23 protein-coding genes are annotated in these 24,248 nt (G+C 60.9%); 16 read left to right on the forward strand and 7 right to left on the reverse strand.

Features of this window, described 5'->3' with window-relative positions; genetic code table 11:
• Positions 1-22 precede the first annotated feature (22 nt).
• A complete protein-coding gene (locus tag ACR0KJ_RS02100; protein ID WP_480625868.1) occupies positions 23-1,765 on the reverse strand; it encodes a serine protease in 1,743 nt (580 codons plus the stop codon).
• A gap of 206 nt (positions 1,766-1,971) precedes the next feature.
• Here ACR0KJ_RS02100 and ACR0KJ_RS02105 point away from each other — a divergent pair, with 206 nt between their 5' ends.
• The 10 genes from ACR0KJ_RS02105 (at position 1,972) to glmM (ending at position 15,294) form a co-directional block, all read left to right on the forward strand.
• Positions 1,972-2,901, forward strand: a complete 930-nt coding sequence (locus ACR0KJ_RS02105) for a glycine--tRNA ligase subunit alpha (protein WP_480625869.1) — start codon at positions 1,972-1,974, stop codon at positions 2,899-2,901.
• Positions 2,902-3,056: 155 nt separating this feature from the next.
• Positions 3,057-3,581 (forward strand): DUF6446 family protein, encoded by a 525-nt coding sequence (locus ACR0KJ_RS02110; protein ID WP_480625870.1) that lies wholly within the window; start codon positions 3,057-3,059, stop codon positions 3,579-3,581.
• A gap of 6 nt (positions 3,582-3,587) precedes the next feature.
• The gene (gltS, locus tag ACR0KJ_RS02115) at positions 3,588-4,802 is read left to right on the forward strand and encodes a sodium/glutamate symporter (protein WP_480625871.1); all 1,215 of its coding nucleotides are present in this window, start codon (positions 3,588-3,590) and stop codon (positions 4,800-4,802) included.
• Between the two features lie 57 nt (positions 4,803-4,859).
• The gene (glyS, locus tag ACR0KJ_RS02120) at positions 4,860-6,995 is read left to right on the forward strand and encodes a glycine--tRNA ligase subunit beta (protein ID WP_480626266.1); all 2,136 of its coding nucleotides are present in this window, start codon (positions 4,860-4,862) and stop codon (positions 6,993-6,995) included.
• A 68-nt stretch (positions 6,996-7,063) separates the two neighbouring features.
• Positions 7,064-9,625 (forward strand): putative PEP-binding protein, encoded by a 2,562-nt coding sequence (locus ACR0KJ_RS02125; protein WP_480625872.1) that lies wholly within the window; start codon positions 7,064-7,066, stop codon positions 9,623-9,625.
• 186 nt (positions 9,626-9,811) lie between these two features.
• Entirely contained in the window at positions 9,812-10,453 is a 642-nt protein-coding gene (locus tag ACR0KJ_RS02130) for a cell wall hydrolase (protein WP_170517886.1), read from the forward strand.
• Between the two features lie 73 nt (positions 10,454-10,526).
• On the forward strand, positions 10,527-11,900 hold the full coding sequence (locus ACR0KJ_RS02135) for a multicopper oxidase family protein (protein WP_480625873.1): 1,374 nt from the start codon (positions 10,527-10,529) through the stop codon (positions 11,898-11,900).
• 101 nt (positions 11,901-12,001) lie between these two features.
• On the forward strand, positions 12,002-12,922 hold the full coding sequence (locus ACR0KJ_RS02140; RefSeq protein ID WP_170517894.1) for a dihydroneopterin aldolase: 921 nt from the start codon (positions 12,002-12,004) through the stop codon (positions 12,920-12,922).
• Positions 12,919-13,917, forward strand: a complete 999-nt coding sequence (folP, locus tag ACR0KJ_RS02145) for a dihydropteroate synthase (protein ID WP_170451448.1) — start codon at positions 12,919-12,921, stop codon at positions 13,915-13,917. Before ACR0KJ_RS02140 ends, folP begins: the two co-directional genes overlap by 4 nt.
• 33 nt (positions 13,918-13,950) lie before the next feature.
• Positions 13,951-15,294, forward strand: coding sequence for a phosphoglucosamine mutase (gene glmM, locus ACR0KJ_RS02150; RefSeq protein WP_170451446.1), 1,344 nt, complete (start codon positions 13,951-13,953; stop codon positions 15,292-15,294).
• Here glmM and ACR0KJ_RS02155 read toward each other — a convergent pair.
• Positions 15,291-16,193 (reverse strand): DMT family transporter, encoded by a 903-nt coding sequence (locus tag ACR0KJ_RS02155; RefSeq protein WP_170621613.1) that lies wholly within the window; start codon positions 16,191-16,193, stop codon positions 15,291-15,293. The genes glmM and ACR0KJ_RS02155 overlap by 4 nt on opposite strands.
• 79 nt (positions 16,194-16,272) lie before the next feature.
• Between ACR0KJ_RS02155 and ACR0KJ_RS02160 the strand changes: the two genes are divergently transcribed.
• Positions 16,273-16,584 (forward strand): metalloregulator ArsR/SmtB family transcription factor, encoded by a 312-nt coding sequence (locus ACR0KJ_RS02160; protein ID WP_170451442.1) that lies wholly within the window; start codon positions 16,273-16,275, stop codon positions 16,582-16,584.
• A complete protein-coding gene (locus ACR0KJ_RS02165; protein ID WP_480625874.1) occupies positions 16,581-17,036 on the forward strand; it encodes an SRPBCC domain-containing protein in 456 nt (151 codons plus the stop codon). The genes ACR0KJ_RS02160 and ACR0KJ_RS02165 overlap by 4 nt, the downstream gene beginning before the upstream one ends.
• 48 nt (positions 17,037-17,084) lie before the next feature.
• Here ACR0KJ_RS02165 and ilvC read toward each other — a convergent pair whose 3' ends face one another.
• Positions 17,085-18,107 (reverse strand): ketol-acid reductoisomerase, encoded by a 1,023-nt coding sequence (gene ilvC, locus ACR0KJ_RS02170; protein ID WP_480625875.1) that lies wholly within the window; start codon positions 18,105-18,107, stop codon positions 17,085-17,087.
• A 131-nt stretch (positions 18,108-18,238) separates the two neighbouring features.
• Here ilvC and ACR0KJ_RS02175 point away from each other — a divergent pair, with 131 nt between their 5' ends.
• Positions 18,239-18,694, forward strand: a complete 456-nt coding sequence (locus tag ACR0KJ_RS02175; protein ID WP_170621614.1) for an Lrp/AsnC family transcriptional regulator — start codon at positions 18,239-18,241, stop codon at positions 18,692-18,694.
• Entirely contained in the window at positions 18,691-19,149 is a 459-nt protein-coding gene (locus ACR0KJ_RS02180) for an Lrp/AsnC family transcriptional regulator (RefSeq protein WP_170621615.1), read from the forward strand. Before ACR0KJ_RS02175 ends, ACR0KJ_RS02180 begins: the two co-directional genes overlap by 4 nt.
• Before the next feature lie 6 nt (positions 19,150-19,155).
• Here the strand turns inward: ACR0KJ_RS02180 and ACR0KJ_RS02185 are convergent, their stop codons facing one another.
• A complete protein-coding gene (locus ACR0KJ_RS02185; protein WP_480625876.1) occupies positions 19,156-19,857 on the reverse strand; it encodes a GntR family transcriptional regulator in 702 nt (233 codons plus the stop codon).
• Positions 19,858-20,089: 232 nt separating this feature from the next.
• On the opposite strand from ACR0KJ_RS02185, the gene ACR0KJ_RS02190 reads away from it, so the two are divergent.
• A complete protein-coding gene (locus ACR0KJ_RS02190; protein ID WP_480625877.1) occupies positions 20,090-21,217 on the forward strand; it encodes an aminotransferase class V-fold PLP-dependent enzyme in 1,128 nt (375 codons plus the stop codon).
• Between the two features lie 31 nt (positions 21,218-21,248).
• Here the strand turns inward: ACR0KJ_RS02190 and ACR0KJ_RS02195 are convergent, their stop codons facing one another.
• The 3 genes from ACR0KJ_RS02195 to ACR0KJ_RS02205 form a co-directional block, all read right to left on the reverse strand.
• Positions 21,249-22,445, reverse strand: a complete 1,197-nt coding sequence (locus ACR0KJ_RS02195; protein WP_480625878.1) for a UbiH/UbiF family hydroxylase — start codon at positions 22,443-22,445, stop codon at positions 21,249-21,251.
• Positions 22,446-22,519: 74 nt separating this feature from the next.
• On the reverse strand, positions 22,520-22,768 hold the full coding sequence (locus tag ACR0KJ_RS02200; RefSeq protein WP_170451428.1) for a hypothetical protein: 249 nt from the start codon (positions 22,766-22,768) through the stop codon (positions 22,520-22,522).
• Positions 22,769-22,854: 86 nt separating this feature from the next.
• The gene (locus ACR0KJ_RS02205) at positions 22,855-23,499 is read right to left on the reverse strand and encodes a pyrimidine 5'-nucleotidase (protein WP_170451426.1); all 645 of its coding nucleotides are present in this window, start codon (positions 23,497-23,499) and stop codon (positions 22,855-22,857) included.
• A 100-nt stretch (positions 23,500-23,599) separates the two neighbouring features.
• Here ACR0KJ_RS02205 and ACR0KJ_RS02210 point away from each other — a divergent pair, with 100 nt between their 5' ends.
• Entirely contained in the window at positions 23,600-24,247 is a 648-nt protein-coding gene (locus tag ACR0KJ_RS02210; protein ID WP_170451424.1) for a GntR family transcriptional regulator, read from the forward strand.
• Position 24,248: the final 1 nt, after the last annotated feature.

The following is a 24,248-nucleotide window of genomic DNA, read 5'->3' on the forward strand; positions in this document are numbered from 1 at the left end:
TTTTCTGCGGATAGGGCTGGGATCAGTCCCAGCAATGAACCAGAACAGTCATTCCCGTTGCGCGGCGGTTCAATTCGTTCGGCGAGATTTGCGTTGCCTCTTCAGGGCCGGACTGACCGGAAACGCCTGCCTGTGTCAGAACGTCCGTCAAACGGTCCGCGGTCGCCGCAAGGCTGACCGAGGCGGGCAGGGTGCGTCCTTCGGTGGGTGTCGGCAGCAACATGCCCACCACATTGCCGCTGTCGTTGAACACGGGGCCTCCGGCATCGCCGGGCTGGGCGTTCAGGGCCAGACGTTTGACCCCTTCTTCACCGTTCAGACCACGAACATCCGCGATTTGCCCATAGGTCAGGGTCGGGGCGCCCAGTGCGCCCTGATAGGAATACCCGGACACCGCCACTTCGGACTGAATGCGCGGTGTGCCTGCGCTGAAGGCGGCAACGCTCATCGGGGCCAGGCTTTGGTTGGGGCGCAAGACAGAAACACCCAGATCGGTATCGGTCCAGGCGACCTGAACCTCCTGATCGCCATCCAGTGTGATCCGGGTGCAATTGTCCGCTGCCTCGGACACGGTCAGCACCGCGCCGCTTGTGTCGGCAAAAAAGCCCGAGCGGGACAGGCGCGGTTTGCGCACTTGCAGGCCCGAAACCAGATCGATCCGCTGATCCAAATTGGCCCCGGCGGTTGCGTCCAGAACCGCGTCGGTGGTCGCAAAGCTGGACGCCATGGCCGCCAGAACGCGCAGGCGGCGCGCCTCATCGCCTTCGGGCCAGACCAGCGTGAATCCTTTGATCCGCCCGTCGTCCAGCTTGGCTTGCGTGAACGAAACAACGCCATTGCCGCGCCCTTCCAGCGAGAACCGGTCGCCGCGCAGCTCGCGCGGGCCATCCAGCGGTACGATTTCCAGCGATTGCATCACCTCATACAACGCGCGCAGCGTGGATCTGTCGCCTTTCTGAGAAATCAGCAGCGCCTTGGCTCCGATATCCGAACCAGACTTGAAATGGGCAAAGGGGGCTTCGTAGCGATCAAACGCCAATGCCTGCAAAGGCATGTCCATCGCAATACCGGCCTTATCGTCCACATATTGCGCCATGCCAACGCTGATCAGCGGCGCGTTGTAGTCATCAATCAGCGCCTTGCGCTGCAAGGTGGTCAGAACGCCTGTCGGCTCATAGCCGTTAAAGCGCTGCCAGTCGCCCATCGACCGGCGGGTGCCTTGCCCGAATGCTCCGTCGATGGTCGAGTTATAGAACCCTGCGGCCTGTAGCGCGGTTTGCAGGTCCTTCCGTTCCTGCGCGCTCAGCAGCCGTTCGGATTGCAGCGCCTGCGCGCGGGTTTCGTCGGACGCCTGCGGTGTCACCTCGGACAGGTTTTGTTCCGGCTGCGGTTCGGGCTCTACCGGTGGTGTGGCGATTCCACGGTCCAGCAGGTTGGCGCCGACCGGCCAGAACTGCTGACCAAAGGCGCTGGAGAATGCGATGAAGCTGTCGCGGGGGATTTCCCCTTCGGCGCGGTAGACGCGCAGAACCTGTTCGGCATCGCTGCGGGCGTAAGGCCCAATGACGATGGCGTACCAGCCGCTGTTCAGACGAAACCCGTTCACATCGGGCAGGGCGCTGGCGTAAACCTGCGCGCGCTCCTGCGCCTCGCGCAAGGAAGGCTGAGCCTCGACCTGTACCCAAACGCCCTGGTCTTGCTGAGCGGATGCGGCGTGCAGGCCGAATAGAAGAAACAAAAGAAATGCCGTTAAAACTCGTGTCATTGTCTGCCCGTTTATGCAGTGTTGGTGCTTTGGCGCAGAATACGCGATTTCGTCCTTCAAATGCCATGGCGGGAATACGGGGAATTTACGGTGTGGCCGTGCAGATACAGCATGGGGCCATTGGCCCGTTGACGCCCCTTGGCCCCTTGCATAGGAAGGGCAAAACCGACCGGAACAGGGCGCAAGCGACGCCCAAAGGGAATGTCATGACCGAACCGTCCAGCGCACCTCGTTCTTTTCAGGAAATTATCCTGCGGCTTCAGACCTATTGGGCGTCCAAGGGCTGTGCGATCCTGCAACCCTACGACATGGAGGTCGGGGCAGGGACCTTCCATCCGGCGACCACCTTGCGCGCGCTGGGATCCAAGGCCTGGGCCGCGGCCTATGTGCAGCCCTCGCGCCGCCCGACCGACGGGCGGTACGGTGAGAACCCGAACCGGTTGCAGCATTACTACCAGTATCAGGTGCTGATCAAACCCAGCCCGCCGGATCTGCAAGAGCTGTATCTGGGCTCGCTGCAGGCCATCGGCATCGATATGGACCTGCACGACATCCGGTTCGTCGAGGATGACTGGGAAAGCCCCACCCTGGGCGCCTGGGGGCTGGGATGGGAGGTCTGGTGCGACGGGATGGAGGTCAGCCAGTTCACCTATTTCCAACAGGTCGGCGGCCATGACTGCGCCCCGGTCTCGGGCGAGCTGACCTATGGGTTGGAACGTCTGGCGATGTATGTGCTGGGCATCGATCACGTGATGGACATGCCGTTCAACGACCCGCAATCCCCCAGCCCGCTGACCTATGGCGACATCTTCAAACAGACAGAAGAGGAATACGCCCGCTGGAATTTCGACGTGGCCAATACCGAAGTGCTGTTGCGCCATTTCGAAGAGGCCGAGGCCGAATGCGCCTCCATTCTGGCGCAGGAACATGACGACCCGAAAACCGGCAAGCGCATCATCATGGCGCATCCCGCGTACGATCAATGCATCAAGGCGTCGCACATCTTCAACCTGCTGGACGCGCGGGGCGTGATCTCGGTCACCGAGCGGCAGGCCTATATCGGGCGCGTGCGGGCGCTGGCCAAACAATGCGCGGATGCCTTTGTTCAGACCGAGGCCGCAGGGCACGCGGCCTGATGCGTCAGACGGGAAATACGACCTCAAGGGTCACAGGGATTTGGTGACCTTGGACTGAGAGTTAGACAGCGGGCGACGGGCGGACTGTACTGTCCTGCAGCCCGCGCTACCTCTGAAATACCTGAGAAAGACTGCGAACGAGGGACCTTCAAAACATGACTGGCAAATTGCTCGCCATCCTTCTTCTGGTGTCCGCCGCGCTTGCGGGCGGCGGGATGTATTATTTGCAGGTCTATGGGTTCTATTACGATGTCGCGCCATCGCCGGGTGAGGACGTGGCGCTGCTGGTCGAAGGGGCCGATGCACCGGTTGCGATTGAATATTCGGGTTTTCAGGCCATCGATGCCGACAGTTCTCCGATCCGGTTTCGGGCCTGTTTCGACACCGATCTGACGCTGGATGAGTTGCAATCGACATACCAGTTGGCTGACGAGGCGACCCCCCTGACCGCGCCGGGCTGGTTTGATTGTTACGATGCGGTCGCTCTGGCAGATGCTCTGGACTCCGGTCAGGCGCAGGCATTCATCGGGCAGAAGAATATCCACTATGGCGTGGATCGGATCGTGGCTGTCACACAGGATGGCAAAGGTTACATCTGGCACGCGCTGAACAATTGTGGCGAAAAGGCCTATGACGGCACCGTTGTAGGCGAAGAATGCCCGCCCCGGCCTGAAAGTTAAAACGCCATGGACGCGCAGACCCTGCAGATCCCGGATTTTCTAACGGCGACGCTGGGCTTCGCGGTCTACCTGATCGGGGCCGAGGTCAACGCTCGGGTCGCGGCGCTGCGCCAGTTCAACATCCCCGAGCCGGTGACCGGAGGTCTGTTGGCGTCTCTTGTCGTGCTGGGGCTGTATCTTCTGTTTGATCTGGAACTCAGCTTCGGCCTCGCGGCCCGTGATTTCCTGTTGGTTGTGTTCTTTGCAGGGATCGGCCTGAATGCGCGGCTGTCTGATTTGATTGCAGGCGGCAAGCCGCTGTTTTTGCTGCTTATCCTGACGCTTGCAACTATCGTATTCCAGAACGTGATTGGTGCTGCCGGGGCGGTGACGTTCGGCTATCCCGCGCAGGCCGGGGTGCTGTTTGGCTCAGCCTCCCTGATCGGCGGGCACGGAACGGCGATAGCTTGGGCCTCGGATGTGGCCGAAGTGACTGGCCTGGACGGTGCGACCGAGTTGGGTGTCGCGGTGGCGACCCTTGGCCTTGTTCTTGCCGCGCTTGTCGGCGGGCCGATTGCGCGGGTTCTGGTCGAGGGCCGAAACCTACAACCGGCGCGCCCGGATGAGGAACACACAATCGGCCTTCCCGATGATGCGGACGAGCGCAATTCCAAGATCGATCACCTGACGATCATGCGCGTCCTTCTGCACCTCAACCTCGCTATCATCTTCGGATATGTGCTGAGCGAGGCGATCACGGCCGCCGGGCTGAAACTACCGCTGTTTGTTCCGTGCCTGATCATGGGAATCGTGATCGCCAATCTGCGCGACTGGATTGCCCCGAATGCACCGCAAGTGTCGCGCACACCTTCGCTGGCACTGATCTCGGAATTCTCGCTGGGCGCGTTTCTGGCCATGTCGCTGATGAGCCTGCAGCTTTGGACAATCGCGGAACTGGGGCTGGCCATCGTCGTCATCATGACTGCGCAAACCCTGTTTGCCGTCGTCTTTGTGATCTGGGTTCTGTTCCCCGTCATGGGCTCGAACTACCGCGCCGCCGTGCTTGCAGCAGGGTTCGGGGGCTTCGCTTTGGGCGCAACCCCCACCGCTATCGCCAATATGACCGCCGTAACCAAGCGATATGGCCCGTCGCCTATTGCCTTTATCGTGCTGCCCCTTGTATCCGCATTCTTTGTGGATATCGCCAATGCCATCGTCATCCAGACGATCGTTTCATTCTAAGGATCGAAAATGCCCGACCTGCTGATCGAACTGTTTTCCGAGGAGATCCCCGCGCGTATGCAGACCCGCGGCGGTGAGGACCTGAAAAAGCGGATCACCGATGGTCTGGTCGAGGCCGGTCTGACCTATGCCGGGGCCGCCGCCCTGACCACGCCCCGGCGCATGACGCTGGCGGTCGAGGGGCTGCTGGCGGAAAGTCCAACGATCCGCGAGGAACGCAAAGGCCCCAAGGTCGGCGCGCCGGACAAAGCGATCGAGGGCTTCCTGCGCGGCGCGGGCCTGACCCGTGATCAGCTTGAGGAACGTGACACACCCAAAGGCGCAGTCTATTTCGCCACCATCGAAAAAGCCGGGCGTCCGGCGGCTGAAATCGTGGCCGAGGTGCTTGAGGCGACCATCCGCAACTTCCCGTGGCCCAAGTCGATGCGGTGGGGCAGTGGTCCCATGCGCTGGGTGCGCCCGCTGCACTCGATCCTATGCATTCTAAATGATGAGACTGGCGCGCAGGTCGTGCCGTTGGAGATCGAGGGAATCAAAGCCGGTGACACCACGGCTGGCCACCGCTTCATGGCGCCGAACCAGTTCTCGGTTAACTCCTTTGAGGATTACGCCGCCCAACTGAAACGCGCTTTCGTTGTTCTGTCGCCCAGCGAGCGCGCCGAGCATATCTGGAACGACGCCCAGAACATGGCCTTTGCCGCCGGTCTGGAAGTGGTCGAGGACAAGGGCCTGCTGGCCGAGGTGGCCGGTTTGGTCGAATGGCCCGTGGTGCTGATGGGGCAGATCGATGAGGAATTCCTCGAATTGCCGCCCGAGGTGCTGCAGACCTCGATGAAAGAGCATCAGAAGTTCTTTTCCGTGAGGAACCCCAAGACCGGTCGGATCGAACGTTTCATCACCGTCGCCAACCGCGAAACCGCCGACAATGGCGCGACCATTCTGGCGGGGAACCAGAAGGTGCTGTCGGCCCGTCTGACCGATGCGAAATTCTTCTGGGAGAACGACCTGCGCGTTGCCAAATCGGACATCATCCAATGGACCCGCGCGCTGGAGAATGTGACCTTCCACAACAAGCTGGGTACGCAGGCCGAGCGCATCGACCGCATCGCCGCGCTGGCCCGCGAACTGGCCCCGGTGACCGGCGCGGATGCAGATCAGGCCGAGAAAGCCGCACGTCTTGCCAAGGCCGATCTGAGTTCCGAGATGGTCTATGAATTCCCCGAACTTCAGGGGCTTATGGGGCGGTACTATATCGAAGCCGCAGGCGAGGACACCGCCGTGGCTGCTGTGGCACAGGAGCATTACTCGCCGCTGGGGCCATCGGATGACGTGCCCACTGCGCCGCTGTCGGTGACCGTGGCGCTGGCCGACAAGCTGGACACGTTGACCGGGTTCTGGGCGATTGATGAGAAGCCGACCGGTTCGAAAGACCCGTTTGCGTTGCGACGGGCAGCGCTAGGTTTTGTTCGGTTGGCGTTAGAGAATGACTTGCACCTTAATGACACACCGAGTTTTCGGGAAATTCTTGCGATGGGCTACAATGGTCATGTCTACCCCAACCATTGGCGTCGTGTGGGCAAGCCTATGGGTGAGTGGAATGATCAAGACCGCAAGGACGACGAAGCGGCATTGGCACTTTATGATCCAGAAAAAACACTCAAAATAATCGAAGACCTTCTCGCCTTCTTCCACGACCGCCTCAAAGTCTTCCTCCGAGACGAGGGCATCCGCCACGACGTGATCGACGCCTGTATCGCGATGGAGGGGAATGACGACCTCAACCTGCTGGTCAAACGCGCCCGCGCTCTGAATGCGGTGATCGCGACCGAGGATGGGGAGAACCTCGTGCAGGGCTTCAAACGCGCCAACAATATTCTGACGCAGGCCGAGGAGAAGGACGGCGTCGAATACTCCTACGGTGCGGATGTGAAATTTGCTGAAACGGACAGCGAAAAGGCGCTGTTTGCCGCGCTGGATCAGGCGCAGGCGCAGATTGATCCGGCGCTGAAGGCCGAGGATTTCCCGACCGCCATGGCCGCCATGGCCGCTTTGCGTGGCCCGGTGGATGCGTTCTTTGAGGATGTGCAGGTCAACACTGACAACGACATCCTGCGCCGCAACCGTCTGAACCTGCTGAGCCAGATCCGCACGATCTGTTCCAGCGTCGCCGATCTGACCAAGATCGAAGGCTAAGACACCGGGCGCGCGGCCTTGCGCGCCCATATCACCCTTGCGCAAGGGGTAAAGCTGCCTATGCTGCGGTGAAACCAAAAGGTGCCGCAGTGCAGAATAACCCGCATACCACGCTCATCACGCCCAAAGCGCCCATCGCTGCCAATACCCATGGCGGGCGGGCGAAATGTCTGCAACGTCTGGTCCGGCTTGAGATGCCGGTGCCTCGCACGGTGGCGTTGTCCTTCGATGCAGTTCACCGCATTGCGGAAGGGCAGGTGCCGGATATCGCGGCGATTCTGGACCAGTTTGACGAAGACGCCCTGTTGTGCGTGCGGCCCAGTTCGGAAGACCCGGATTGGGGCGGTCCGGGGGCTATCCTGAATATTGGTATGAACGAAGCCCGATACGGCGATTTCGCGGAAAAGATGGGGTCCGAGGCCGCCGCAGCCTTGTCGCTGCGATTTGTGCAAAGCTACGCCATTCACGTGGCGCGTCTGGATGCCGACGTATTTGACGATATCGATACCGTCGGTATGGACGGATTGCGGGACAGTCTGCGCGCCTATGAAGATGAGACCGACGAGGCCTTTCCGCAGGATCGGGGCGAGCAGTTGGTGGGCGTTCTGCGCTCGATGGCGCGGGCATGGGACGGAACGTCGGCCCGGTTGCTGCGTCAGGCCAAAGGGGCCCCAGCAGATGCGGGGCTTGGGCTGGTCATTCAGGAAATGATCCCCGGCGTGGGGCAGGGTGAATGCGGCTCGGGTGTGTTGCAACTGGTTGATTCCAAAACCGGAATGCCCCAGATCACGGGGCGATATCTGAGCCAGAGTCAGGGGCGCGATGCGCTGGGCGAAGGTGTCTCGGCGCTGTATCTTGAGAAGGACCCGCGGGGGCAGTCGCTGGAAGAGGTAGCCCCCAAGGCGTTCGCCGACCTGAAGGCGCAGGCCGCGTTGATGCGCGAGAAACTGCGCGAGGAAATGCAGGTCGAGTTCGTGATTGAAAACGGCCATGTGCACATTCTGGACGGTGTGCGTGTGCAGCGGTCCGCGCGTGCGGCGATGCGGATTGCCGTTCGGTTGGCCGAAGACGGGATCATCCCGCAGCAAGAGGCGGTGATGCGGGTTGATCCCCACGCGCTGAACGAGCTGCTGCACCGTCAGGTCCATCCCGAGGCCGAGCGCGATGTGCTGACCACGGCGATTGGCGCAAGCCCCGGAGCCTCGACCGGTAAGATCGTGTTTACCGCCGCCGAAGCGCAGGCCAGCGCGGCGCGGGGTGAGGCCTGTGTTCTGGTCCGCCGCGAAACCTCGCCCGAGGATGTGCGTGGGATGCACGCAGCTGTGGCCGTGCTGACTGAGAAGGGCGGCATGACCAGCCATGCGGCGGTGATCGGGCGTGGTCTGGGCCTGCCCTGTATCGTCGGCGCGTCCGACATCCGCTTTCAGACCAAGAAGAAAATGCTGACCGCCCCGGATGGGCGGGTGTTCAAAACCGGGGACGTGCTGACCATTGACGGAAGCTCGGGGCAGGTTCTGGCGGGGCAACCCGCGATGCTGGAAGCCGCTTTGGACGATTGTTTTCAAACGCTTATGGGCTGGGCCGACGCCGAGCGCGATATCGAGATACGCGCCAACGCCGATACGCCCGCCGATGCACAAACCGCCCGGAACTTTCAGGCGCAGGGCATTGGTCTGTGCCGGACCGAGCATATGTTCTTTGATCCCGGCCGTCTGATCGTGATGCGCGAGATGATCTTTGCGCAAACATCGTCCGGGCGTGAGGCTGTGCTGGAACGTCTGTTGCCCATGCAGCGCGAGGACTTCGTGCAGCTGTTCCGCATCATGGAGGGTCAACCGGTCTGTATCCGCCTGTTCGACCCACCTTTGCACGAATTCCTGCCGACCACCCGCAGTGGCCAGCGTGAACTGGCCGAGGCGCTGGATTTGCCGGTCTCGGATGTGGAACGCCGGGTTGCGGCGATGACCGAATATAACCCGATGCTGGGCCTGCGCGGTGTGCGTCTGGGTGTGACCGTGCCCGAAATCTATGACATGCAGGCCCGCGCGATCTTTGAGGCGACGTTGGAGGCCAGCAAGAACGGTGCCCCCGTGGTACCCGAGGTGATGATCCCGCTGGTCTCGGCCAAGCGCGAGGTCGAACTGGTGAAATCCCGCATCGACTCGGTCGCGGCGGCGGTTGCGGCAGAGCAGGGGCAGGAGTTTGAATACCGTCTGGGCGTCATGGTGGAAACACCACGCGCCTGCCTGCGGGCCGAGGAGATCGCCCCCAGCACCGCCTTTTTGAGCTTCGGTACCAATGACTTGACCCAAATGACCTACGGTCTGTCGCGTGACGACGCAGGACGTTTCATGTCGGCTTATGTCCGTCAGGGTGTGTTCACCGAAGATCCGTTTCATGTGCTGGACCCCGATGGCGTGGGTGAGTTGCTGAAACTCGGGGCCGAACGGGGGCGTCTGGCAAAACCCGATGTTACGCTTTCGGTGTGTGGCGAACACGGCGGGAACCCCGAATCAATCGCGATTTGCCGGGACCTTGGCTTTGACTATGTGTCCTGTTCCCCCTTCCGAGTACCGGTCGCTCGGCTGGCTGCCGCTCAACTGGCGATTTCGTCCAGACTTGGGGGTTGACAGCGCCATTTAACCCAAGGATTAGTGGGTTTCAGGCGAACTTGTGGCGGAAAAAATCTTCCCCACGAGCGATTTTCCACTTGCTTTTCCTTCAGTTCTGGACGTTTGCGCCGGACTGCGCTAAATGCCTCGTCGCGCCCGCCGGGGGAGGGTTAGGCGCGAGAAGTGCCTGTGCGAGGTTATCTGATGCTACGTTACATAATGGCTGTTGCCACATTGGCAGCAACCGTGCTGCCAAGTGCGTCCTTCGCCGAGAGGGAAGCAACCGATTCCGCCAAGGAAGAACTTGTCGCCCGCAACGAATTGCCGGCGCAAAGTTTCCGTGACTATTTCAAATTGTTCCAGCCTCGGAAGCCGGCTGCGCCAGTGGAAGTTTCCTACTCGAAGGACTGGCTGGATCAGCAACCCAAAGCGACCGGGGACGAGAACTGGAAGTGTCTGTCCGAGGCGCTGTACTTCGAAGCCCGCGGTGAAAGCGTGCGGGGACAGTTTGCCGTGGCTGAAGTGATCCTGAACCGGGTCAAAAGCAGCCGTTTCCCTGACAGCCTGTGCGGTGTGATCCGTCAGGGCACCGGGAAGAAATACCAGTGCCAGTTCACCTATACCTGCGATGGCCGCAAAGAGGTGATCCACGAAAAGAAAGCCTTTGAGCGTGTGTCGAAAGTCGCGCGGGCCGCGATGGACGGGATTTCAAAGGAACTGACCGAAGGCGCGACCCACTATCACACGACTGCGGTGCGCCCATCCTGGTCGCGCGTATACAAGCAGACCGCGCGGATCGGCGTGCACATTTTCTACCGCCACAACTACCGTACGGCGAGCAACTGATTGACGCACCCGCGCTGGAAGCTTGATGGCGCGGGGCGAGTTGCAGTCTATATTACGGGCCAGGAGGCCCGTAATGCCATTCAACAGAAGAAGATTTTTGCAAACCGCTGCGGCGGCTTCGCTTTTGCCGGCTGCGGTCAGGGCGAACGCCCCACATCTTGAGGCGCGTGTTAGCAGTCAACAGCTTGCGCCTGACGGGTTTCCTGAAACCGAAGTCTGGAGCTATGGAGGCTCGGTTCCGGGCAAGACGCTCAGATACAATCAGGGTACGCGCGTCCAGCAACGCTTGGTGAACAGACTTCCGCAGCCGACTTCGGTTCATTGGCACGGAATTCGAATAGACAACGCGATGGACGGTGTACCCGGTTTGACGCAAGACGTCGTCGAAGCTGACGGGGCTTTCAAGTATGAATTCGTCGTCCCCGATGCGGGCACGTATTGGTACCACGCCCATAACCGGTCGATGGAGCAAGTTGCCCGCGGGTTATACGGTCCGTTGATCGTTGACGAGGCCGTACCACCCGATGTCGATCAGGATCTGATCCTGATGCTGGATGACTGGCGGCTCGACCCGGAAACGGCTCAGATTACCGACGATTTCAACAACGGCCACGACCTAAGCCATGCCGGACGCCTTGGAAACATCGTCACTGTTAATGGGTCTTTCGATCCGGCCTTTCCGGTGCGTCGAAACGAACGGCTCAGGCTTAGGGTGATCAATGCCTCGAACGCTCGGATCTACGATCTGGACTTGGATGGCCTTACGGGCTGGATTGTCGCTCTGGACGGGATGCCGCTGGAAGTGCCGCTTGCCCTGAGCGGGTCCTTCCCACTGGCCCCGGCGCAAAGGGCGGATTTGATCGTTGACGTTGTGGCTGATGGGCCGACCGCAAGCCTTGTAAGTGTTGAACGCGACGGGGCATTTGGATTGGCGCGTTTCGACATCGGCGGTCCGTCCGCCAACGCTCAACGGACGGACATAGTCGCGCTACCGCCTAATCCCCTGCCGGAAATCGCTGGGATTGACGATGCCCCGCTGCATCGAATGCGTCTGCAGGGCGGGGCTATGAGGTGGTTGGAAAGCGCTCGGATTGGTGAGACCGACCTGTCAGGGCGCGAGTTGGCGCAGTTGGGGCGGTTCTGGGCATTGAACGGATATGCCGAACGTCCGTCTGATCCTTTTCTCGATGCGTCTCTGGGTAGCCTTCACAGGATCGAGTTCGTGAACGAAACCGCATTCCCCCATGCGATGCACCTGCATGGCCACCACTTTCGGCTTGTTTTGGACGACGGCGCGTTGGGTCCGTGGCGCGATACGGTTTTGATCGAGAGGGGACAAACCCGTCAAATCGCGTTATTTGCCGATAATCCCGGTGATTGGCTGTTGCATTGCCATATGCTGGGACATGCCGCCGCGGGTATGATGAGTTGGTTTCGCGTCACCTGACGCCGCAATCAGCGGCTGGAATGGCGCTTGTGTGAGTGTTATAGCCCCTCGGACCGCCTAAATTAGGCGAACTGTTCTGCAAGCCCGAGAAGGCCTGACCCATGAGTTCTGAAATCCGCCTTGCCTTTGCGCACCCGTCCGAGCGGTCCGAGGCGACCTCGCCCCGGGGGCCGTTGGATCGCATCTCATTGCGTGACCACACTGTCGAGGTTGAAATTGGGGCCTTTCAGGCCGAGCGCGGCACGACGCAGCGCATCTGCTTTAACATCGTGGTCGAGGTGCGCCCGCTGACCTCGGATATTGACGACGATGTGGACCGTATCCTGTCCTATGACCGCGTGACCGAGGCCATCGCCTATGAACTGGCGGCTGAACGCCTGAACCTGCTTGAAACGCTCGCCGAGCGCGTGGCCGAGCGCATCCTGCTGGAACCTCAGGCCGTTCGGGTTTTCGTGCGGATCGAAAAGCTGGATCGGGGTCCCGGCGCGCTGGGGGTAGAGATCGTACGCGGCAAGGACGCCGTTCATCATGACGTTGTTGAAGAAGAACGCCCGCATCCGCGCCTTGTGTTCCTGTCCAATGACGCGATTGCGTCGGGCAATCTGAAAGGCTGGATCGATCAGCTGGAAAATCGTCAGCGCCCGCTGATCCTGTGCGTCGGGGCCTCGGATCTGGCTGCGCCGCAGACCGGCCATGCCATGACGCAGCGCCGGATCGATCTGCTGTCCATCGAACAAAACGCCTGGGTTCTGGCCGCGCGGGATCATCGCTGTGTCGTCGTCTCGACTCGGACCGAGCTGGATTGGGCCATGAAAAACGGCCAGATCTGCGTCTGGGCCCCGTCCAAGATCGTTCTGGATGCGGTGGACGGCCCATCCGCCGCGCCGTCGGACGCGGTTGCTCTGGCCGCGTGGTTTGCCGCGACGTTTGAAGCCAGTGAGATGATGGTGATCGGAGGCGAGCTGCCGAAAGAACCCAAGACGCCCCTGCGCGCCGTCGCCGTCGATCAGGCGCAGTTGTGAGCCATTATTACCGACCGCTGGTTCAGCACGGCCCGGCCCGCCCGGATGGTGCAGTGTCTTTGGCCGGTCAGGCGTTGTGGTTCACACATGCGGAAGCCCTGTCGCGGTTGGATGCGCCCAAGGTCGTCCCGGCGGCTGAAATTCCAGCCGATGTTTTGCAACGCCTCAGCCGCCAGCGTGCAGCAATATCCGGTCTGGACATGGCGCAGCCGCATATCATGGGCATCCTGAACGCGACACCTGACAGCTTTTCGGATGGCGGCGTTCACAGCTCGGTCGAGGGTGCGCGGGCAGGGGCCGCTGACATGGTGGCGCAAGGCGCGACCATTCTGGACATTGGCGGAGAATCGACCCGCCCCGGTGCAGATTTTGTCCCAGAAGCGGAAGAGATCGCCCGCACGCGCCCGCTGATCGAAGCGATTCGGGCGGAAACGGAAGCCTTGATCTCAATCGACACCCGCAAGGCCGCAGTGGCCAAGGCCGCCTGCGCCGCCGGGGCAGGTTTGGTCAACGATGTCTCGGGCTTTACCTTCGATCCGGACCTCGCGCCGTTTTGCGCTGAATTGGGCGCGCCGGTTTGTGTCATGCATATGCAAGGCGACCCGGCCACGATGCAGGACAATCCCGAATACGACAACGTTGTGCTGGATGTTTACGATTTCCTCGAAGGTCAGATCGCGCGGCTGGAAACACTGGGTCTGAGCCGCGATCTGATCATTGTCGACCCGGGTATCGGCTTTGGCAAAACCGAACAGCACAATCTGGACCTTCTGCGCAACCTCAGCCTGTTTCACGGGTTGGGCTGTCCGATCCTTCTGGGCGTGTCGCGCAAGGGGTTCATCGGGTCCATCGGGAAAGAGCCGCAAAAAACTGCGCGTGCTCCGGGATCAATTGCCCTTGCTCTGGACGGATTGTCCCAAGGTGTGCAGATCATTCGCGTGCATGACGTGGCCGAGACAGCTCAGGCCTTGCGTCTATGGGCTGCGGTCCGGTAATCCGGTCGCAAACATTTTTGTGAGGGGTAGAAGATGCGCAAGCTGTTCGGAACTGACGGTGTGCGGGGCACAGCCAATACACATCCGATGACAGCGGAAATGGCCTTGCGCATCGGGGCCGCCGTGGGGCGGTATTTCCGTCGCGATGCCTCGGGCGTGCACCGTGTGGTGATCGGTAAGGACACGCGCTTGTCGGGCTATATGCTGGAAAACGCGCTGACTGCTGGTTTGACCTCGACGGGGATGAACGTGCTGCTGCTGGGGCCGGTACCGACGCCTGCCGTTGGGCTGATGACCCAATCCATGCGCGCCGATCTGGGCGTGATGATCTCGGCCAGTCATAACCCGGCGGAAGATAACGGCATCAAGTTCTTTGGGCCCGATGGGTTTAAACTGTCCGATCAGGCCGAGTTGGAAATCGAACGGCTGATCGAGGAAGGCGTTAAACCCGCGCAGGCCCAGAATATCGGACGCGCGCGCCGCGTGGACGATGCCCGGTTTCGCTATGGCGAGCGGATCAAATCCTCGCTGCCCCGCGATGTGAAGCTGGATGGCTTGAAAGTCGTGATCGACTGCGCCAACGGCGCGGCGCACCGCACTGCGCCCGAGGTATTGTGGGAATTGGGCGCCGAGGTGATCCCGGTCGGTGTCGCGCCGAACGGCAAGAACATCAACCTCAATTGCGGATCGACCAAGCCTCAGCTTGCCGCCGAGACCGTGGTGGCGCATGGCGCGCATGTGGGGGTCTGTCTGGACGGGGATGCCGACCGCGTTGTGGTTATCGATGAAAACGGTGACGTGGCCGATGGCGATCAGCTGATGGCCTTGCTGGCCTCGGCTTGGGCTGCATCCGGTCAGTTGAAAGGCGACGCGCTGGTTGCGACTGTCATGTCCAATCTCGGATTGGAGCGTCACCTGCAATCGCAAGGCCTGCGTCTGGAACGCACGGCCGTCGGCGACCGCTATGTGGTCGAGCGGATGCGTGAAGGCGGTTTCAATCTGGGTGGTGAGCAATCGGGCCATATCGTCATGAGCGACTATGCCACCACAGGTGATGGTTTGATGGCCGGGCTGCACTTTTTGGCCGAGATGGTACTGTCCGGGCGATCAGCCTCGGATCTGGCGCAGCAATTCGAGACCGTGCCGCAATTGTTGAAGAATGTCCGCTATGGCGAGGGGCAAATGCCGCTTGAAGCGCAAAGCGTCAAAGCTGCCATTGCCGATGCCGAGGCGCGCCTGAACGGGCAGGGCCGCTTGCTGATCCGAAAATCCGGCACGGAACCGTTGATCCGGGTGATGGCCGAGTGCGAAGATGACGCGCTGTTGTCTCAGGTCGTCGACAGCATCGTGTCCGAGGTCGAAGCCGCAACAGGCTAGCGCCCGGTCAGCAGTTTTCGCAGACTGAACCACTGGCTGATGGCCAGTCCGGTCAGAATCATGGCCAGTGCGATGAAGAAACGCAGGGGCAAGGCCTCGGATAGGACCAATGCGCCGAACACCATCGACCAGATTGGCACCTGATAATTGACCAGTGTCAGAAAGACCGACCCTGCGCTGCGAATGATCGATACGCGCAGAAGCGTGGCAAAGGCGGTGGGCAAAAGGCCTAGGATGATGATCGCAAGGCCCGGGCGCGTGCCTTCCCATGTTGGGAGGCCTTCGGTCACCAACATCAGCGGCACCAGGCATACTGCACCGACGACCAGCGTCAGCGCGGCCAGCGTGACAGGGTCAATGGGCGGGCAACGACGGGTGAAGATCGAAGCCACCGAGTAACACAGCGCCGCCCCGATACAGGCGAGTTGCGCCAACGGTTCGAACCCTTGGCCGATCTGGGTCAAGCCGGGGCCGATCAGAACCAGAGCCCCGGCAAAGCCGAGAGAGACCCCGAAAATGCGGCGCGCATTCATCGGCTCATCCGAAAAGAAATGCGCCAGCGGCAGCACCATCAGTGGGATCGCCGCCATGGACAGGCCTGCGAAGGCCGAGGGCACGTATTGCTGGCCCCAACTAAGCATCATGAACGGAATTGCGGTCGACAACAGCCCGATGATGACGATTGCGCCCCATAGGGCGCGGTCCGGTCCGGGTATCCTGCGACCAGTGGCTGCCATCAGGCCCAGCAGGGTGACCGCACCCAGCGTTGTGCGCGCCGTTGCCACTGTGACGGGCCCATAGCCTTCCAGCGCCATGGCCACGACCATGAACGTTCCGCCCCATATGAGGCCGAGTGTCAGGACGCCGCTCCAGTCGCGGTAATCGGGTTCTTGCACCATAAACCCCCCATATCCTTTGATTTTGCCGATGTCACGCGCCCGAGATTGACAAAGCGTTAGTTTTTACTTACCGTAAGTAATGGCTTACCAAGATGCATTTACCGCTCTGGGCGACCCGACTCGTCGGAAAGTGTTCGAAGCAGTTGCAGCCCGGCCCTGCGCGGTTGGGGCTCTGGCTGACACGCTACCTGTCAGCCGCCCGGCGGTGTCGCAGCATCTGAAGGTTCTGTCGGATGCGGGATTGGTCGGGTGCCGGTCGGAAGGGACGCGCCGGATTTACTTTGCCCGGCCTGACGGCTTGGCAGAAATGCGCGCCTGGCTGGATCGATACTGGTCGGATGTGCTGGACAGTTTTGCGACAGAGATCAATCGGGAAGGGCGAGATACATGACTGATCCAATCGTCAAAACCGTGGTTGTGAACGCCGCGCCGGATCGCGCCTTTGAGGTCTTTGTGCATCGCATCGCAAGCTGGTGGCCGATGGATGGTCACGCGGTGTCGGCCTCGAAGGGACAACCGGCGCTGGCCGTCACGATCGAGCCTTGGGTTGGTGGCGCAGTGTTCGAAACGATGTATGACGGCGAAAGGGCCGATTGGGGCACGGTGTTGGAATATGAAGAGGGGCACCGCCTGGCCTTCACCTGGCATCCGGGCACCAACAAGGACACCCCCACGCGGGTTGATGTCGCGTTTGAAAGGGTCGGTGCGAACCAAACTCAAGTGACCCTGACCCATTCCGGCTGGGAGGTCTGGGCCGAAGCCGCCGCAGACAAGCGAGGCGGTTACGATTCGGGCTGGGATTTTGTGTTGGGCGAGTGCTTTGCGACAGGATGCGCTGCATAGAAAAGGGCGGCCCGTTAAAGGCCGCCCCAGTGCTGATGGATATCAGACTTAGTTCTTTTCCTGATCGACCAGTTTGCCAGCCGAAATCCACGGCATCATGCCGCGCAGCTTGGCGCCGGTTTCTTCGATCAGGTGCTCGTCATTGGCGCGACGCGAAGCTTTCAGGGTCGGCTGGCCGACCTGATTTTCCAGCATGAAGTCGCGGACAAACTTGCCCTGCTGGATGTCGTTCAGAACCTCTTTCATCGCTTTCTTGGTCTGCTCGTAGGGCAGGATGCGCAGGCCGGTGACGTACTGGCCGTACTCGGCAGTGTTCGAGATCGAGTAATCCATGTTAGCGATGCCGCCTTCGTAGATCAGGTCAACGATCAGCTTCACCTCGTGCAGACACTCGAAATAGGCCATCTCGGGCGCATAGCCTGCTTCGACCAGGGTTTCAAAGCCGCAGCGGATCAGCTCAACCAGACCGCCGCACAGAACGGCCTGCTCACCGAACAGGTCGGTTTCGCACTCTTCGCGAAAGTTGGTTTCGATGATGCCCGAACGGCCGCCACCAATGGCCGAGCAGTAGGACAGGCCGATTTCCAGCGCTTTGCCGGTTGCGTCGGTGTCAACGGCCACCAGACAGGGCACGCCGCCGCCTTTGACGTATTCGCCACGCACGGTGTGGCCAGGGCCTTTGGGGGCCATCATGATGACGTCAACGCCTTCTTTCGGCTCGATCAGGCCAAAGTGAACGTTCAGGCCGTGGGCAAATGCAATGGCCGAACCGGGCTTGATGTTGTCATGCACGTATTTCTTGTAGGTCTCGGCCTGCAGTTCGTCGGGCATGGTGAACATGATGACGTCACACCAGGCTGCCGCTTCGGCGATGCCCATGACCTGCAAACCTTCGGCTTCGGCTTTCTTGGCCGAGGCAGAGCCTTCGCGCAGAGCGACGACCAGGTTTTTTGCGCCCGAGTCGCGCAGGTTCAGCGCGTGGGCGTGACCTTGCGAACCATAGCCCAGGATGGCCACTTTTTTGTCTTTGATCAGGTTGATGTCGCAATCGCGATCGTAATAGACGCGCATTTTGCCGGTCCTTTCTGTTTCGATTGCTGCGCTTTTACCCGGGTGTTTTGCGATTGGCGAGCGTATTGAAGTTGAGTATTTATAAAAAAGATGAAGAACTATTCTTCATTTGGCCGAATGATGAGAAATCTATGCTTGATGACCTCGACAGACGTATTCTGCGCCATTTTCAGGCTGATCCCAGCCTGTCCAACGCCGAACTGGCCGAGCGGTGCCGGATCACGCAAGGTGTTTGCTGGCGTCGTATCGAAAAGATGCAGGCCGCCGGGATCATCGAGGGGCAGGAGGCGGTGATAGACTGGGTTGCACTGGGTTATGCGGTCGAGGTGTCGCTGCGGGTCACATTGGACAAGACGCAGGCGCGCGCGTTTGACGAATTCACGGCTGCGGCGCGCGATGTGCCCGAAGTGATCGAGATCCAGACCTTTCTGGGCCGCGTGGATGTGCGGCTGTCGGTTCTGGCAAAGGACATGGCGCATTACCAGCAACTCTATCGCGACCGCATCCTGACCTTGCCGCATATCGCAGACATCGAAGCGCTGATGCATATCGCACGGGTCAAACGAGATGAGGTGCTGCCGGTATGATCGAGCTGGACGAAACAGACCGAAAGATCCTGCAGGCCTTGCGGCAGGATGCAACGCAAAGCGCCGGAGCGTTGGGGCGCAGGCTGGGGCTGTCGCAACCCGCCACATGGCGGCGGATCCGCAGGCTGGAAGAGGCGGGGGTCATCAAAGGCCGCCGTCTGCGCCTGAATGCCGAGGCATTGGGCTTTGGCGTCACTGTCTTTCTGGGCGTGAAGCTGGCGCGCAAGGGACAGGTCAGTCTGGAAGACTTCGAACGCGCTGTCAGCGCCATTCCCGAAGTGCAGACCGTCGAGCATGTGCTGGGGCTGTATGACTACCGTCTGCGCGTAGTGGCGCGTGACCTGTCCGATTTCGAACGGGTCCTGCGCCGACGGATCATGACGTTGCCCGGCGCGGGGGATGTCGAGGCCAATGTCTTGCTGAGCGAAGAACGCCTGCCCGGTCCGATAGGCTGATCGCGCCTAGTATTTCGTGCGAACGCAATAGCCGGGATGGTGGGTCATGCGGGCGAAGGTGATCGGGTTTTCATCCTTCCACGTCGTCCGCTCCATCTGGATCATCGAGGTTCCGGCGGTGGTGCCCATGAACTCGGCCAGACGACTGTCAGCGGAAATCGCGCAAAAGGCGACCTCGGCCTCGGTGAAGGGGGCAGCGTTCAGCAGCCATTCGTGGGGGCCGTGCGCGCTCAGATCGGCCTCTTCCACCTCGGGAACGGCTGCGATGTTGATCCACCGTTCCTCAAGCTGAAAGGGGCGGTTGTCGGCATAGTGCATGCAGATCACGTGCAGCACACGGGCCTCGGGCGAAACGCTGAGTTGCGAGGCCAGCCAACCGGGGCTGGGCACAACATTACGCTCGACCAGTGCATAGCGGTATGCGGCGTTCTGGTTTTCAATCATCTGCCGGGCCAGCGACAGTTCCAGCCTGGCGTGTTTACTGGGCTCTTTCTTGACCCGCGTTCCACTTTTGCGCTTGCGCTCGACAAAGCCCTGGTCGGCCAGTTCCCGCAGCGCGCGGTTCACGGTGGCCCGCGCGCAGTTGAATTCTTCGGCCAGCTGCGTTTCCGTCGGCAAAAGCGAGCCTTGTGGCCACACACGGCTTTCGATCCGTCGTTTCACTTCGTCACGAACGACCTGGAAGCTGATCCGCTTTTCGTGAGTCACGGGTTGAAATTTCCCTTCAAGCATAAAGTGTATGCATCTGTTCAGAAGCAAGTAGAAGTGTAAAGGGGAGGTGACTCTAATTGGCGTCATTTTTGATGTTTTCGAACCAGTTGGTCTAAATATTTCGGTTTTGTTTTTCGTGACGTAGGGTCACTTTCGTGGCAGTGTTCGCCGGAATCAGACAGGGCACTTGGGCCTGGCTTTGGGGAACGACTTCTGGAAAGGAAACTGAATGCCTGCATTGCTGGAAACCGTGGACCGGGATGGTCTTGAAGAGTTCTCGGTTGTCTTTACCGACCGCTCTTTGAACCATATGTCGGCCAAGTTTCAAAAGGTTATGCGCGATGTCTCGAGCATGCTGCGCGAGGTCTATAATGCCGACGGTGTTGCCATCATTCCCGGCGGCGGAACTTACGGGATGGAGGCCGTGGCCCGTCAGTTCGCGCGTGGTGCCAACGTTCTGGTGGTGCGTAACGGGTGGTTTTCCTATCGCTGGAGTCAGATCATCGAAAGCGGCGCGCTGACCGGATCGGTTACCGTTCTGAAAGCGCGGGAAACCGGCAATACCAGCCCGTCCCCCTTTGCGCCCGCTCCGATTGAAGATGTGGTTGCTGCCATTCACGAGCAGCGCCCCAACGTGGTCTTCGCACCCCATGTCGAGACTGCGGCGGGCGTGATCCTGCCCGACGATTATGTGACCGCCATGGCAGCTGCCGCGCATGAGGTTGGTGCGTTGATGGTTCTGGATTGCATCGCATCAGGCTGCGCCTGGGTTGATATGAAGGCGACCGGCGTGGACGTGTTGATCTCGGCCCCGCAAAAGGGGTGGAGCGCGTCGCCCTGCGCGGGCCTCGTCATGCTGTCTGAGCGTGCCGAAGCGCGGTTGCAAGAGACCGAGTCCGACAGTTTTGCGGTCGATCTGAAGAAATGGCGTCAGATCATGCAGGCCTATGAGAACGGCGGCCATGCCTATCACGCGACCATGCCGACCGATGCCCTGACGGCGTTTCGCGACACGATGCTTGAGACGCAGGAATACGGGTTCGAGAAATTGCGCGACGCGCAATGGGCTTTGGGCAATGGCGTACGCGCGATGTTGAAGGAGAAGGGCGTTGTCTCGGTGGCCGCGGATGGTTTTGGCGCGCCGGGCGTTGTGGTCAGCTATACGGCTGATCCCGAGGTTCAGAATGGCAAGAAATTCGCCGCTTTGGGGATGCAGATCGCCGCTGGCGTGCCGTTGCAATGTGACGAACCTGCCGGGTTCAGCACGTTCCGCCTGGGGCTGTTCGGCCTCGACAAACTGTATGATGTGGACGGCACAATTGCGCGTCTGAAACGGGTGCTGGATCAGGTTCTGTGACCGGGTGGCGGGCTGAAGCCCGCCTTGCCGCTTAACGCACGCCGAGGCCCATTTGCATCAGCGTCTTGCGCACCGGTCCCATGGAGTAGAGCGCGTTCAGCCCCAAGGCGCGTGCATCGCGCAGCGGCCGCGCCTCAAGCATTGAGGTGCGGTTCAACAGGTCGATGCCTTTCACCCGCAGCTCGATCTCAGCATGGCGGGCCTTGTGGTAGGCATCCAGCATCTGTTCATCGCCCAACCCGTCAGGCCGGGCTTGTGCCAGGTCCAGAAGGGATCGCAGATCGCCCAAGGACATGTTCAGACCCTGCGCACCAATGGGCGGCACCACATGCGCGGCCTCGGCCATCAGGGCGATGCGTTCGCCTGACAGGCGCGCGGCCGATTGGCTGATGATCGGCCAGATCGTCCGGCGTGAGGCCAGTTTCAACGGCCCGAACAACCCGCAGGACCGCTCCGTCATCGCGGCCTCGAAGGCCTCGGTGTCGAGGTTCAGCAACTCCACCGCGCGCGGCCCGCGTTCCATCCACACGATGGCGGATGAGGGCTGACTCTGCCAGTCGGGCAGCGGTACCAATGTGAACGGCCCGCCAGACCGGTGGATCTCGGTCGAGACGTTTTCATGCGCAATTGGATGCGTTACCGCAAAAGCAAGCGCTTTCTGACCATAGCGCGTAGTGTGGACGGGTATCCCGGCAGCCTCGCGCATCGTAGAGTTTCGCCCATCGGCGGCGATGACCAGTTTGCACCGGATGCGGCTGCCGTCGCTTAGCCCAACGCGCGCCTCGGCGGTGCGGGTGAACAGGCTGACGGTGCCAGTGCCTGGGCGGAAATCGACATTGGGCAGCTCGGCCAGCCGCGCCACCATTTCGCGCCGCAGCAGCCAGTTGGGCAGGTTCCAGCCAAAGGGCTGTTCCGAAATGTCCGAGGCGTTGAAATCGCGCACAACGCGCGGTTCGGGGACGTCTCCGCCCGCATCGACGATGCGCATCACTTGCAGCGGGGCCGCGTGGGCATCAAGCCGGGCCCACAAACCACATTGGTCCAGCAACCCGCGTGAGGGTTGCAGGAAGGCGGTGGTCCGCAGGTCCGACCCATCGACGTCGCGTTCAGTGATCGGCAGGGTCGGATCAACGCAGATCACGTTGAACCCGGCGGTCCCAAAGGCGGCGGCGGCGGTCAGGCCAGCGATTCCGCCGCCGGAAATCAGGATGTCACAGCTGTCAGTCATGGCACTTGTCTCCGTTCCCGGCAGACCCTAGTGCGGTTCCCGCGCCTGCGCCAAGTGACATCCTGTCCCGTGTCCTATCCGCGTGAAATCAGGATCAGGATCAGAAACATCACCGGCACCATCATCACGGCAGGGATGTAGAGACCGGGCAGGCCGAACAGCAGGGCAGAACAGCCCCACATGCTGAAGATCGCGGCGGCCGTATAGCCTAAATCCTCGGGCTCGCCATCGGCCACGTCGCGGGCCATCCAGCCAAACAAGGGGATTGCATAAAGCAGGCGTTGCCAAATCGGCAGGCGCTGCGGCATCAGGGTCGCGCTCATTGGGGTCTCCGTTCTGTTCGTCGCAGACGGGCATATATGGATGATTGTGCAGCTGCAGAATATGCAGATCGTCGCAGTGTGACAGCCTACCGCAGGCGGGCCAGGAATGCCGTTAGGTCATCCGTATGGTGGTGGATGTGATCGGCCTCATGCGGGTCCGGCGCGACGTGAACCGTGCGCATTCCCATCTCATGCGGCGCTGCCAGATTGCGGGGATCGTCCTCGAACATGGCGGCCTTTTCGGTCTGAATACCATCTTGCGAAAAGATCGCCTGAAAGGCCGCTTTTTCCGGCTTGGGGCGATAACCTGCATGTTCGACACCATAGATGGCGTCAAACAGACCGGTCAGCCCGCGCGCCTCAAGCACCCGTTCCGCATAGGGGGCGCTGCCGTTGGTGTAGACGATGCGCCGGCCGGGCAGGGCGCGGATATGGGCGGCAAGCTCGGCATCGGGGTCCATATGGCTCATGTCAACTTGATGGACCGCGTGCAGATAGGGGTCGGGGTCCAGATCATGTTCGGCCATCAGCCCGGCCAGAGTTGTACCGTATTCGCGCCAATAGTGGCTGCGCAGGCGGTCGGCCTCGGCCCGGTCCACGCCGATGGCCTGCACGACATAATCCGTCATCAGCACCTCGATCTGGTCGAACAGGCGCATATGCGGCGGATACAGGGTGTTGTCCAGATCGAACACCCATTGGGTGACGTGGCTAAAGGCAGGTTTGACCATGATGTCGGTGTAGGGCGCGACGGCCGGGTTTTCAATGCTACACTTGATTGCGGCCCCCGGACACGGATAGACATGGCCGAACGAGGAGACACAACACCCCATGCCCCAATCCCGACAGTCCAACAAAGATGCCTACAGCCTGATTCTCGAAGCCATCGATGTGGGCGTCTACAAACCCGGTGACCGTCTGGTCGAAAGCGAACTGGCCGAGCGGTTCGGCGTGTCGCGCACCCCCATCCGCGAGGCGTTGCAGCGGCTGGAAACGCAATCGCTGCTGGAGCGGGACGGGCGGTCGCTGATTGTGGCGTCTTTGGACCACAACCAGATGGCCGAACTGTATGTCGTGCGGCGCGAGCTTGAGGGGCTGGCCGCACGTCTGGCCGCCAAACACGCGACCGAGGAAGAGATCCGCGTGCTGCAGGAAATGGTGGCCGAGGATGATGCACTGGTCGATGATCCCTCGGCCTTGTCACGGGCGAACCGGCGGTTTCATGAGCAGATCCATCTGGCCTCGCACAACCGCTATCTGGTTCAGCAATTGGATCTGGTACATCGTACCATGGCCCTGATGGCAACCACGTCGCTGGCGGCGCAGGGGCGCAGCGAAATTGCGCAGAGCGAGCATAAGGGGATCGTCGAAGCCATCGCTGCACGTGACGAAGAAGCAGCCGGGCGGGCGCTGAAGGACCATATCTCGATCGCCTTCATGACCCGTCTCAAGCAGGACGCGGTGCGGCGTGAGTCTTAAC

Source organism: Ruegeria sp. AD6 (assembly GCF_056542325.1).

Bases quoted from the DNA above. Each gene is read 5' to 3' on its own strand.
- ACR0KJ_RS02100 (WP_480625868.1), bottom strand. From the start codon at position 1,765: ATGACACGAGTTTTAACGGCATTTCTTTTGTTTCTTCTATTCGGCCTG.
- ACR0KJ_RS02105 (WP_480625869.1), top strand. From the start codon at position 1,972: ATGACCGAACCGTCCAGCGCACCTCGTTCTTTTCAGGAAATTATCCTG.
- ACR0KJ_RS02110 (WP_480625870.1), top strand. From the start codon at position 3,057: ATGACTGGCAAATTGCTCGCCATCCTTCTTCTGGTGTCCGCCGCGCTT.
- gltS (WP_480625871.1), top strand. From the start codon at position 3,588: ATGGACGCGCAGACCCTGCAGATCCCGGATTTTCTAACGGCGACGCTG.
- glyS (WP_480626266.1), top strand. From the start codon at position 4,860: ATGCAGACCCGCGGCGGTGAGGACCTGAAAAAGCGGATCACCGATGGT.
- ACR0KJ_RS02130 (WP_170517886.1), top strand. From the start codon at position 9,812: ATGCTACGTTACATAATGGCTGTTGCCACATTGGCAGCAACCGTGCTG.
- ACR0KJ_RS02135 (WP_480625873.1), top strand. From the start codon at position 10,527: ATGCCATTCAACAGAAGAAGATTTTTGCAAACCGCTGCGGCGGCTTCG.
- ACR0KJ_RS02140 (WP_170517894.1), top strand. From the start codon at position 12,002: ATGAGTTCTGAAATCCGCCTTGCCTTTGCGCACCCGTCCGAGCGGTCC.
- glmM (WP_170451446.1), top strand. From the start codon at position 13,951: ATGCGCAAGCTGTTCGGAACTGACGGTGTGCGGGGCACAGCCAATACA.
- ACR0KJ_RS02155 (WP_170621613.1), bottom strand. From the start codon at position 16,193: ATGGTGCAAGAACCCGATTACCGCGACTGGAGCGGCGTCCTGACACTC.
- ACR0KJ_RS02160 (WP_170451442.1), top strand. From the start codon at position 16,273: ATGGCTTACCAAGATGCATTTACCGCTCTGGGCGACCCGACTCGTCGG.
- ACR0KJ_RS02165 (WP_480625874.1), top strand. From the start codon at position 16,581: ATGACTGATCCAATCGTCAAAACCGTGGTTGTGAACGCCGCGCCGGAT.
- ilvC (WP_480625875.1), bottom strand. From the start codon at position 18,107: ATGCGCGTCTATTACGATCGCGATTGCGACATCAACCTGATCAAAGAC.
- ACR0KJ_RS02175 (WP_170621614.1), top strand. From the start codon at position 18,239: ATGCTTGATGACCTCGACAGACGTATTCTGCGCCATTTTCAGGCTGAT.
- ACR0KJ_RS02180 (WP_170621615.1), top strand. From the start codon at position 18,691: ATGATCGAGCTGGACGAAACAGACCGAAAGATCCTGCAGGCCTTGCGG.
- ACR0KJ_RS02190 (WP_480625877.1), top strand. From the start codon at position 20,090: ATGCCTGCATTGCTGGAAACCGTGGACCGGGATGGTCTTGAAGAGTTC.
- ACR0KJ_RS02195 (WP_480625878.1), bottom strand. From the start codon at position 22,445: ATGACTGACAGCTGTGACATCCTGATTTCCGGCGGCGGAATCGCTGGC.
- ACR0KJ_RS02200 (WP_170451428.1), bottom strand. From the start codon at position 22,768: ATGAGCGCGACCCTGATGCCGCAGCGCCTGCCGATTTGGCAACGCCTG.
- ACR0KJ_RS02205 (WP_170451426.1), bottom strand. From the start codon at position 23,499: ATGGTCAAACCTGCCTTTAGCCACGTCACCCAATGGGTGTTCGATCTG.
- ACR0KJ_RS02210 (WP_170451424.1), top strand. From the start codon at position 23,600: ATGCCCCAATCCCGACAGTCCAACAAAGATGCCTACAGCCTGATTCTC.